General features: G+C 23.8%; 7 protein-coding genes, 3 tRNA genes and 1 pseudogene. 6 read left to right on the top strand and 5 right to left on the bottom strand.

Going from position 1 to position 11,124, the window contains the following annotated elements; genetic code table 11:
• Together OC698_RS01940 and nrdF are read left to right on the top strand one after the other, a co-directional pair.
• Positions 1 to 210 (top strand): annotated as a pseudogene (locus OC698_RS01940) (recombinase RecA); the annotation flags it as partial.
• Positions 211 to 338: 128 nt separating this feature from the next.
• A complete protein-coding gene (gene nrdF, locus OC698_RS01935; protein WP_304513044.1) occupies positions 339 to 1,364 on the top strand; it encodes a class 1b ribonucleoside-diphosphate reductase subunit beta in 1,026 nt (341 codons plus the stop codon).
• Positions 1,365 to 1,518: 154 nt separating this feature from the next.
• On the opposite strand, the gene OC698_RS01930 is transcribed toward nrdF, so the two are convergent.
• The 5 genes from OC698_RS01930 to OC698_RS01910 all read right to left on the bottom strand — a co-directional run bounded on the left by OC698_RS01930 (position 1,519) and on the right by OC698_RS01910 (position 4,544).
• Positions 1,519 to 1,593 (bottom strand) — tRNA-Trp (locus OC698_RS01930).
• Positions 1,594 to 2,576: 983 nt separating this feature from the next.
• Positions 2,577 to 2,651 (bottom strand) — tRNA-Gln (locus OC698_RS01925).
• A 63-nt stretch (positions 2,652 to 2,714) separates the two neighbouring features.
• A tRNA-His gene (locus tag OC698_RS01920) sits at positions 2,715 to 2,790 on the bottom strand.
• A 123-nt stretch (positions 2,791 to 2,913) separates the two neighbouring features.
• Positions 2,914 to 3,777: a hypothetical protein gene (locus tag OC698_RS01915; protein WP_304513043.1), complete on the bottom strand. Its 864-nt coding sequence runs from the start codon at positions 3,775 to 3,777 to the stop codon at positions 2,914 to 2,916.
• A gap of 239 nt (positions 3,778 to 4,016) precedes the next feature.
• The gene (locus OC698_RS01910) at positions 4,017 to 4,544 is read right to left on the bottom strand and encodes a hypothetical protein (RefSeq protein WP_304513042.1); all 528 of its coding nucleotides are present in this window, start codon (positions 4,542 to 4,544) and stop codon (positions 4,017 to 4,019) included.
• Between the two features lie 528 nt (positions 4,545 to 5,072).
• Between OC698_RS01910 and OC698_RS01905 the strand changes: the two genes are divergently transcribed.
• The 4 genes from OC698_RS01905 to tsaB all read left to right on the top strand — a co-directional run bounded on the left by OC698_RS01905 (position 5,073) and on the right by tsaB (position 10,967).
• A complete protein-coding gene (locus OC698_RS01905) occupies positions 5,073 to 7,019 on the top strand; it encodes a DNA topoisomerase subunit B (protein WP_304513045.1) in 1,947 nt (648 codons plus the stop codon).
• Between the two features lie 86 nt (positions 7,020 to 7,105).
• Positions 7,106 to 9,625, top strand: coding sequence for a DNA gyrase subunit A (gene gyrA, locus OC698_RS01900; RefSeq protein WP_304513041.1), 2,520 nt, complete (start codon positions 7,106 to 7,108; stop codon positions 9,623 to 9,625).
• 256 nt (positions 9,626 to 9,881) lie between these two features.
• Complete coding sequence (gene tsaE, locus OC698_RS01895; protein ID WP_304513040.1) at positions 9,882 to 10,346, top strand: tRNA (adenosine(37)-N6)-threonylcarbamoyltransferase complex ATPase subunit type 1 TsaE; 465 nt, start codon at positions 9,882 to 9,884, stop codon at positions 10,344 to 10,346.
• 12 nt (positions 10,347 to 10,358) lie between these two features.
• A complete protein-coding gene (gene tsaB / locus OC698_RS01890) occupies positions 10,359 to 10,967 on the top strand; it encodes a tRNA (adenosine(37)-N6)-threonylcarbamoyltransferase complex dimerization subunit type 1 TsaB (protein WP_304513039.1) in 609 nt (202 codons plus the stop codon).
• Positions 10,968 to 11,124: the final 157 nt, after the last annotated feature.

Genomic DNA, 11,124 nt, shown 5'->3' with positions numbered 1-11,124 from the left:
GGTATTTCTAAAATTAGTGAAATTTTAGATTTAGCAGTAAGTTTAAATTTAATTAAAAAAAATGGTATGTGGTATAGCTATAATGAACAACAAATTGGTCAAGGTAGAGAAAAGGCTCGAGAATTTTTAATGAAAAATTCAGATCTTGCAAATAAATTAGAATTAACTATTCGTCAATATTATAATTTAAATGTTAATAAAGGAAAATAAAGTTTTTTTATTAAAAATATTTATGAAGAATTTTTAAATTTGAATTATACAATTATAAAATTAATTAGTTTTTTAAAATTTTTTTAAATTTTAATAATTTTAAAAAAGATAGGAATGAGTTTAAATATATGAATTTCAAAAAAATAATTTATCAAGGTGCTAATTGGAATAATTTAGATGATGAATTTACACATCATTTTTATGAACAAAATTTAAGTCAATTTTGGCGTCCAGAAGATATTAGTTTACAAAGTGATTTGCATATTTGGAACACTTTATCTCACGAAGAACAAAAAACTTATTCTCGCAATTTGTTAGTTTTAACTTTTTTAGATACTTATCAAGGAGATATAGGCATGCCTGTTTTGGTTAGATCTTGTTTACCCGAAGAGCATCAAAAAAAAGCTACTCTTAGTTTTATGGGAGCTATGGAAAATGCTGTTCATGCTAAAAGTTATTCTAATATTTTTATGACTTTTTTGAATAAAAATGAAATTGATGATTTATTTTCTTGGGGCGTGAAACAGAAAAATTTACAGAATATTTTAAATTTAATTATTAATGTTTATGAAATGTTAGATCAAAAAATAGTTATTAATAAAAATAATTCTGTTTATTTAAATAGTTATGAATTTTGCGAAATAAAATGGAAAGCTCTGGTAGCTTCAGTATTTTTAGAGACTTGGTTGTTTTATAGTGGTTTTTATTATCCTTTATATTTTTATGGCCAAGGCAAATTAATGCAAGCCGGAGAGATCATTAATTTGATTATTCGTGATGAAAGTGTTCATGGAGTTTATACTGGCAGATTAGCTAAACATTTATATTCTACTTTTAATGTAGAGCAAAAAAAAAGTTTATATAATTGGTTAGAAAAATTTTTATTCCAATTATATCAAGAACAAACATTGTTAACTTCCGAACTTTATCAAAAAAATTTAGTAGATGATGTTAATAAATTTGTCCGTTATAACGCTAATAAAGCTTTATTAAATTTAGGTTTAGAACAAATTTTTCCTTATGAAGACATTAATCCTGTTATTTTAAACGGATTGAATACAGAAACTAAAACAATGGATTATTTTTCTATGAAAGGTAATGGTTATCAAAAAATGAAAAGTGAAAGTTTAAAAGATGAAGATTTTATTTTTTGATTTTTCCCAGTCATTTCATAAGATTATAATTTTTAATTTTTCATAAATTTGAAAATTTCCAAATAACTGTGAATTTAAATAAAAAAAGAAGGATATATACACCTTCTTTTTTTATTTAAATTAGATTATTTTTTCAATATTTTGCTATTTAATTTGGCAGGGATATCAGGATTCGAACCCGAACTCATGGTTTTGGAGACCATTATGCTACCATTAACATCATATCCCTAAATAAAATATTTGGTACGGGTGACAGGACTCGAACCTGCAAGCTTAAGCGCTAGAATATGGATAGAAAACCTTTATTATATTTGGTTAGCCCCCATCCAAACCGGACAGGCATGTTTCCATGCATCCGGCTTTCCGAATTCAACATAATAAATTTTTTTATTTGTTTAGATTAAAAACATATTTTTTATTTAATTTATATTGCGCATTTATAAATTGTTTTATAACAAAATAAAAATTATCATTTAAAAAGTGATAAAAAAATATTTATTATTTTTTAATCTTTCTGCTTCCCTTCGCCTTGTAAATAGTTTTCCTATTCTCCCTGAGAGGACAAAAACCCTCCGACTACTATGTCAGCTCTGCAACCTTAATTACTTTATAAAAAATAAAAAAATAATTTTAGGTTTTCCTAGGTAGCTATAAATTATAGGCTAATGATAAATAGCGGTTGGAGTCTTATAATAGGTAAAATCATTAAATTTACCTTGATGTAGATAATTGAATAAACATTTTATTCTTTATTGGTAATTATAATTACTTTAGGATCTTGAGAGTAATTATCTAATTATCTATTTAGGTATTTTGGAATATATCGTTTAACCTTTCCTAAAGCTTTAGAACTAAACCATCATTCTTTGCTCTTCACTTAAATATTCAACCTTATTTTATCTTCTTCTTATGTTTAGCGTATATTTTTTGATAAATATTAAAATTAACGATTTTATTTTTTTATATACTAAACATTTATGAATATGCTATTTTCCCTTTCATTCTTTCGAATTCAGGTTAATTCATCGAAGTACTTTTATTACCATTAAAAGTGAGGGGCCTAAAAACCTCTTTAATTTATGCTCGAACTAGCGCCCTCCTAAGTCTAGTGCGTTTACCAATTTCGCCACACCCGCAACATCGTAATTTATTTTTATAAAAAAAATTTTTTTTAATAAACTTAATTATTAAAAATATTAAAAGTAAAAATTATGGCAGGCCCAGCTGGATTTGAACCAACGAATGACGGAGTCAAAGTCCGTTGCCTTACCACTTGGCTATGGGCCTTCTATGCAAAAAATTAAAATTATTTGGATTAATTTTTTGATTAACTTAGAATTTAATCAAATTTGGGGCGGATGATGGGGATCGAACCCACGAATGTCGGCGCCACAAGCCGATGCGTTAACCATTTCGCCACAACCGCCACAAAAATTATTAAAATTTTCATTATTAAAAAAGTTAATAACATTACATATTATACATGAATTATAAATAAAAAAATATATTTAATGTTTATTAAAATAAATAAATTTAAATAACTTTAAAATTATTGTTTTATTTGTTTAAACTGTTTTTGTTTTTCTATTAATAATGATTTAACAAATATTAAATCTTTGGGATCTATGTATAAAGCTTTATTTTTCGAGTCATAATAAGAATGAGATACATTAGAAAAATTATTACGATTTTCTATAGGCATATTATTTAACATAAATAATTGTATTTCAGCAAAATTTTCCATTTGGTCAAAAATTTTTTTTAAGCTTTCGGGTATTTGTTTTTTAAGCGCCTCGTCAATAAATTTTAAGTCTATATTTTTTAATATATTTGGAGATAAATTTTTATTATTTTCTGAATTATTATTTTTTAAATCTTTTTGTATTGATGAATTGTCATGATAAATTTTTGATTTTGTATTAATTTTTAATAATTCTGTTTCCAAATTTTTTATCTGTTGTTTAAGCATTTCTTGTTCGAAGTAGTTTTTTTGTTGTTGTAATTCTATTTTTGTTTCCATTTTATATTGATTTAATTCAAGACGAAAAGCTTGTTCTTTATTTTTGTTTTCGTTTTCTTTTCGATTAATTTCTAGCATTTTTAATTCTATTAAGGTTAAATTTTTATCTTTATATAATTCATTTGATGATGGATGTTGTATAGAAAATTGAGGAATTTCTGTTTTTGAATTTAATTCAGAGTTTTGATTATCTTTATTTTTATATTCTTGAATATTAAAAATAAAATTGAAATTTAACAATAAAATACGATATAGAAAAGTTAAAATTTTTTTAAGTACTATTTTAATAATTTCTGAAAACATAAAAATGCTTAAAAAATATATCCACCAATAATTTTCAAAAGGAAAGCGATTTAACCATTCTTTAATATTTATCATCATATTTATTATCAAATTATTGACACAACCTTCTGTATAATCATTGTTTTTAACAATGTTATCTCGAATTTATTTTTATCATTTAATTGCGTTAATTTCGAAAATAATGAAGCAATTTATTGAAATTTTATTATTTGGTAACGTTAAGTATTAAAAATATTTTTAATTAAAATTATTTTTTATAAATATAAGCTAATATTTTTTTGATAATAATCAGATATTTAGTTAATGGTTTTTGATAATAGGGTTATTTATTATCTGTTTTGTGTATTTATAAAAAATTCTTTTTCGGAAGAATCGGAGTTTTTTGGATTATCCGAATTTTCTTGGGATTGTATTAGACTTATTCTGTTCTTAAGATTTTCTAAATCTATATTTATTTTATCTAAAATAATCGAATAATTACTGGTGGTTAATAAAAGTTTTGCTTTTTTATTATTTAAATCGTTCATCTGATTTTTTATTTCTTTTAATTTGAGCTGGACTAGAAATAAATTAGTTTTATTACAAATATCATTTATTGTTTGAGTTAGATTTTGAATATGTTGTTCGTATTCGGTTATTTTTTTTTGTAAACTTTGTTCTGTTATTAATTTTGGATATTTTGTTATTGTTTTTGGTTTAGAAAAAAAATTCCAATTAATATCAAAAAAAGCTTTTACATTACTTAATTTAGAATTAGATAAATTACCTTGTTTATTTATAAATAAACCGAAAAAATTAACTACTACAAGATTTAACAATAAAAATATAATAAATTTTAATTGGATTTTTTTAAGCATTTTTCTCCCTCAATTATTTAAATAAAATGCAAAAATTATATGTTTTTTTTATTTAAAAAATCATACATTTTATACCAATATTTTAACATTTTTCGATTAATGTTTCAATATTTTAGGATATTTTGATACAAAATATAAATTACGTTCTTTAAATTAAATTTAATTTATATTATTAATATTAATTTAAATTTTAGGTTTTAAAATTATAAATTAATGATTAGTTTGTATATTTTAAGTATGAAAAATAAGTAAATGTAAAATATTAAATTTTTTTAAAAAAAAAGATTATATCGAAAATATTTTTTATAGTTTCTAAAAATATCTGCTTTAATAAGTTTTAATTGTTATGTGTTATAATTATTAACACATTTTTTAATTTAAATTTAAAAATTTGGAAAGTAATATTATTGTATTAAAAAAATTTTAAATTATTTTGTATGAAATCAAAAAATAAAAACTATAAATTTGAAATATATTTTTTAATTGGATTAAATGAATATAAATAGGGAGAAAATTAAATTTCATAAAATGAGCAAAAATGATAAAAAAAATAAAGAAAATATAAATGAATATAGCGCTTCTAGTATTGAAATTTTAGAAGGTTTAGAAGCTGTGCGTAAAAAGCCAGGGATGTATATTGATTCCGTTACTATGAAAGGAGCATATCATTTAATTTGGGAAATTATAGATAATTCTATAGATGAAGCTTTAGCAGGATATGCTACAGAAATTATTTTAAAAATTTTTCCGAATAATGTAGTTAGTGTTTCTGATAATGGCAGGGGTATTCCTGTAGACATTCATCCTAAAACTAACAAATCAGCTGTAGAAACTATTCTAACTACTTTACATGCTGGTGGAAAATTTAAAAATACTCCAAATTCTAAAAATTACAGTTATTCGGGTGGTCAACATGGCGTAGGTGCTTCTGTAGTGAATGCTTTATCTAATTGGTTTATTGTGGAAATTTTTTTGAATGGTAAAATATATTATCAAAAGTATGAAAAAGGCGTACCTACTTCATCTTTACAAATTGTGGGAGATACTGATAAAAGAGGAACTACTATTACATTTTTACCTGATGAAACTATTTTTCAAGATATTAAAGATACTCCTTATAGTTTAGATGTTTTAAAAAAAAGAATACAACAATTAGCTTTTTTAAATAAAAATGTTAAATTAATTCTAGAAGATTTGCGCTTTCAACCTTCTCAAATTATTAATTTTTATTCAAAAGGCGGTATTCAAGAATATCTTCAATATTTAAATGAAAATAAAAAAGTTTTAAATCAACCTTTTTATCAAGAAAGTTCGGAAAATAATATTTTTTTAGAAATTGCTTTTCAATATAATGAAAATTATATTTCTAATATTTATTCTTTTGTAAATAATATACCTACGCATGAAGGTGGAACTCATGAGGAAGGTTTTAAAATGGCTTTAAATAGAGTTTTATCTAAATATGCTAAAGATAAAAATTTATTAAAAAAAGATTTTAGTTTTATTGGCGAAGATACTTTGGAAGGAATTACAGCTATCATTGCTTTAAAACATTATGATCCTTTATTTGAAGGTCAAACCAAAGCTAGATTAGGTAATTATGATATAAGACAATTTGTTTCTAAAAATTTTGGTCTGGCTTTGGAAAATTATTTATTAGAGAACCCACAAGAAGCTAAGAAAATTATTGATAAATGTTTATTAGCAGCTAAAGCCAGAGTAGCAGCTAAAAAAGCTCGTGAAATTACTAGAAAAAAATCTCCTTTAGATAATTTAAGTTTTGCTTCAAAATTAGCTGATTGTCGCACTAAAAATTCTGCTTTGGCAGAATTATATATTGTTGAAGGTGATTCTGCAGGTGGTTCTGCTAAACAAGGCAGAGATTCTGCTTTTCAAGCGATTTTGCCTTTAAGAGGTAAAATTATTAATGTCGAAAAAGCTCGATTAAATAAAATTTTAGTTAATAATGAAATTCTTTCTTTAATTCAATCTTTTGGTACAGGTTTTGACAAGGAATTTAATATTTCTAAAGCACGTTATCATAAAATTATTATTATGACAGATGCTGATGTTGATGGCGCTCATATAAGAACTTTATTATTGACTTTCTTGTTTAGACAATTTAAACCTTTAATTGAAAATAATTATATTTATTTTGCTAAACCTCCTTTATATAAGGTACAAAATAATAAAAAAATTTTTTACTTTTATACAGAACAAGAATTAAAAAATTTTATAAATCGCAAAAATGATTCTCAAAGAATTGTTGTCCAAAGATATAAAGGATTAGGGGAGATGAATGCAGAACAACTTTGGGAAACTACTATGGATCCTGCAACTAGAACGTTATTACAGGTTAAATTAGAAGATGCGGTAGAAGCTGATAGAATTTTTACTATGTTGATGGGCGAAGAGGTTAGCAATAGGAAAATTTTTATTCAAGAAAATGCTACTTATGCTGATATAGATATTTAATTTAATATTTATAATTATTAGATTTACTAGTTATTTAAAATAATAAATGAAAAACAAACTAATTATTAATAAAAAAGGCGTAAAATATGATATTAAAAAAAATAAAAAAAAATGATCATTTAAATGAAGAATATAATCCTTTAGATTCTAAAATTAATCTTAATCGTGTTGAAATAGTAGATATAAATGAAGAAGTGAAAAAATCTTTTTTAAGTTATGCTATGAGTGTTATTGTTAGAAGAGCTCTTCCTGATGTTAGAGATGGTATGAAACCGGTACAAAGAAGAATTTTGTATATAATGAACGATTTAGGATTAGCTAATCAAGAACGTTTTAAAAAGTCTGCAGCTGTAGTGGGAGCCGTTATGGGACGATGTCATCCTCATGGAGATAATAGTATTTATGAAGCTATGGTTCGTATGGCGCAGGATTTTAATTATCGTTATCCTTTAATTAAAGGTCATGGTAATTTTGGTTCTATTGACGGAGATTCAGCAGCAGCTATGCGTTACACAGAAGCTAGAATGTCTAAAATAGCTATAGAATTAATTCGTAATATCGAACAAGAAACTGTTGATTTTATTGATACTTATGATGGTAACGAAAAAGAACCTACTGTTTTACCAACTTTATTTCCTAATCTTTTAGTGAATGGTTCTACTGGTATTGCTGTAGGTATGGCTACCAATATACCACCTCATAATTTTAAAGAAGTTGTTAATGCTTTAATTGCTTTTATTAATAACAAGGATATAGAAGTAAAGGAATTAATGAAATATATAAAAGGACCAGATTTCCCTACAGGAGGTGAAATTTTAGGTGCTGATAATTTAAAAAATATTTATGATACTGGTAAAGGACGTATTTTTATCCGATCTAAAGCGCAAATAATTCAAAATGATAAAAATAAAAATTCTATTATTATTACCGAAATACCTTTTCAAATTAAAAAAAGTAGTTTAATTGAATCTATTGTTTTATTGGCTAAAGAAAAAATTATAGATGGAATTACAGATTTAAGGGATGAATCTAATCGTAAAGGTATTAAACTTGTTATTGATTTGAAAAGAGATATTAATCCTCATGTAGTTCTTAATAATTTATATAAAAATTCTCAAGTACAAGTTTCCTTTAATTTTAATATGATTGCTTTGGTAAAAGGTGTTCCTAAAATAGTTAATTTAAAACAAATGTTAAAAGAATTTTTGGATTTTCGTATTAATGTTATTCAACGTCAAAAAAAATTCGAATTATCTAAAGCTCTTAAAAAACAACATTTAGTAAAAGCTTTAATTATTGCTTTAAATGATATTGATCAAGTAGTTGAATTGATTAAAGCTTCATCTAATGCCAAATCAGCACAAATTCAATTAATGGAAAAATATCAATTGGATGAACCGCAAAGTAAAGTTATTTTAGAAATGAGTTTACAAAGAATTACTAATTTAGAAATAGAGAAAATTAAACAAGAAAATAAAGAATTATCATTAAAAATTGTAGAATGCGAAAATATCATTAATTCTATTTCTTTAAAAGAACAAATTTTAAAGCAAGATTTATTAAATTTACAAAAAATTTTTCAAGATCCGCGTAGAACTGTTATTAATACAGAAAATCATAATTTAGATATAGATGAATCATCATTAATCGAAAAAGAAAAAATTTTAATTACTATTACTCATAAAGGATATATTAAACGTTTAAGTTTGGATACTTATAAAAAACAAAATAAAGGTGGTAAGGGTGTTATAGGAATTACTATGAATCAAAATGATTTTGTAGAGCATTTCGCTATAACTTCCACACACGATTATCAATTGTTTTTCACTAATAAAGGTAAAGTGTATCAGATTAAAGGTTATGAAATAGCTTCTTATTCTCGTCATGCTAAAGGTATCCCTTTGGTTAATTTAATTCCTATAGCTAAAGGTGAATTTTTAACTACTTTAACAAGTGTAACAGAATTTACTAATAATAAAGATTATTTGGTATTGGTGACCAAAAAAGGATTTATTAAAAGAAACCTTATTCAAGAATATGCTAATATCCGATCTAATGGTAAAATAGCTTTCGCTTTAAAAGAAGATGATGAAGTTTTAGCAGTATTGAAAACTTCTGGTCATCAAGATATTATTTTAGCTAGTTCTGGCGGTAAATCTATTCGTTTAAAAGAAAATTTTATTCGAACTACCCATCGTAGAGGTACTGGAGTTATCGGTATGCGTATGGATAAAAATGAGCAAATTGTAGGTGCAGCTGTTGTTTCTCATCCGGAACAAGATATTTTGGTAGTAACAGAATTTGGTTATGGTAAAAAAACTCAAGCAAGTTTTTATAAACCTCAAAAACGAGGCGGCAAAGGCGTTAAAACTTTAAAAATTACTGATAAAAAAGGAAAATTAGTAACTTTAAAAACTATTTTTCCGAATGAAGAATTAATTTTAATTTCTCATTTGGGTCAAGTTATTCGTATTGAAGCTAATAAAGTTTCGACTACTAAATCCAAAAATACTCAAGGCAATAGGTTATTCAAATTAAAAGAAGATGATAAATTAATTAATGTAGTAGTAGTGCAAAAACAAGAAGATGTTCAAAAAATAGATTAAGTATCTATAATCTCTTAATTAGATTAATATTTTTTTATTTTCTCAAATAAGTTAATACAATTTTGAAAAAATATAATATTATAAAGTTAGAATTAGAGTTAAAAAAATTTTCATCTAGTTTAAAGATAGAAATCGGATTTTGAAAAAATTTTTTATATTTTTTTATAAGGAGATATTTTTTAAAATCAAAATATAAATTTTATTTTAAAATTAACTTGAATAATATACTGTTGCAATTTACAAAATGGAATTAAAAATGAAAATTATTTATAATAAAATATGTTTAAAATCGATACAAACTAAAATGGCTGGTATTTTTTTAGCCCAAAAAATTATATTTACAAAATTATATAAAAGAAAAAAAAATATTTTACTTATTCAAGGATCAATGGGAATAGGTAAGACTATTTTTGTCAAAGGTTTTGCTCAGGAATTAGGAATTTTAAGGGTTAATAGTCCGAGTTTTAATTTTTTTAAAATTTATAACTTTGATAACAATAAATTATTTCATATGGATCTTTTTCGTTTCGAAAATAATAGTAAATTAGTTTTTTTATTAGAAGAAGTATTTGAATATTTAAGTATAGGCGATATTCTTTTAATAGAATCGACTTATTTAAATAATGAAATCGAAAAATTATGTGATTTCAAAATTGAAATTAAATTTTTAAAATATAACAGTAGATTAATCACAATAGAACAAAAAAATGTCGAAAATTAATAAAAAAAGATTATGATAAATAAAATAGAAAAAAAAATATATAACTATCCATTATTTTTTAAAAAAAATATTTTAATTATAGATACTTCCACAGATATGCAAATAGTTATTTTGACGCACGAACAAGAGATTCTAGATATAAGTATTAATGCTAAATCTAAAAGCTTTGTATCTTGTATGATACCGTTAATTAATAAGATTTTACAAGCTAATTCTATACATTTATTTAACATAAAGAAAATTATAGTGGGTTGTGGTCCTGGTTCTTATACTGGTACTAAAATAGGGGTTTTAACCTCGAAATTATTAGCTTTAGAATTAAAAATTCCTTTATTTAAGATCAGTAGTTTATTGTTGTTATCTAGTGGTTTTGATCGAAATTGTTTGACTCCGAAAATTAAAATTAATTCAGATTATTTTTATGCTATTAGTTGTCAAAATAACAGAATTATTTTACAAGAATCAAGATATTCTTCAGATTTTCTTGTTAATTATCCTAATCATATTTTATTAAGTTCTTTAAATTATAAAATTTCTTTGTTTAAAATATTGAATTATTTGGATATTGTTGATAATCTTCATAAATTGTCTCCGAATTATTGTTGTTCTAGTTGGTTTTAAAAGATAGAAATAATTTTACTATTTATTTGATCAAATATAATAAAACATGATAATAAAATAAACAACTAACAAGTGGTAACATAAAGTTAGTCTTCGCAAGAAGATAAATTATGGCAAGCCGGATGCTCGGAAACTTGCTTGTCCGGTTTAGAGGGAG

This window comes from Candidatus Phytoplasma gossypii, from assembly GCF_030586975.1.
GTDB lineage: Bacteria > Bacillota_I > Bacilli_A > Acholeplasmatales > Acholeplasmataceae > Phytoplasma > Phytoplasma citri.
This window is presented reverse-complemented; position numbering and strand designations above follow the sequence as displayed.

Coding starts and splice junctions, on each gene's coding strand:
- OC698_RS01905 (WP_304513045.1), top strand. CDS start 5,073: ATGAGCAAAAATGATAAAAAAAATAAAGAAAATATAAATGAATATAGC.
- gyrA (WP_304513041.1), top strand. CDS start 7,106: ATGATATTAAAAAAAATAAAAAAAAATGATCATTTAAATGAAGAATAT.
- tsaE (WP_304513040.1), top strand. CDS start 9,882: ATGAAAATTATTTATAATAAAATATGTTTAAAATCGATACAAACTAAA.
- OC698_RS01910 (WP_304513042.1), bottom strand. CDS start 4,544: ATGCTTAAAAAAATCCAATTAAAATTTATTATATTTTTATTGTTAAAT.
- tsaB (WP_304513039.1), top strand. CDS start 10,359: ATGATAAATAAAATAGAAAAAAAAATATATAACTATCCATTATTTTTT.
- nrdF (WP_304513044.1), top strand. CDS start 339: ATGAATTTCAAAAAAATAATTTATCAAGGTGCTAATTGGAATAATTTA.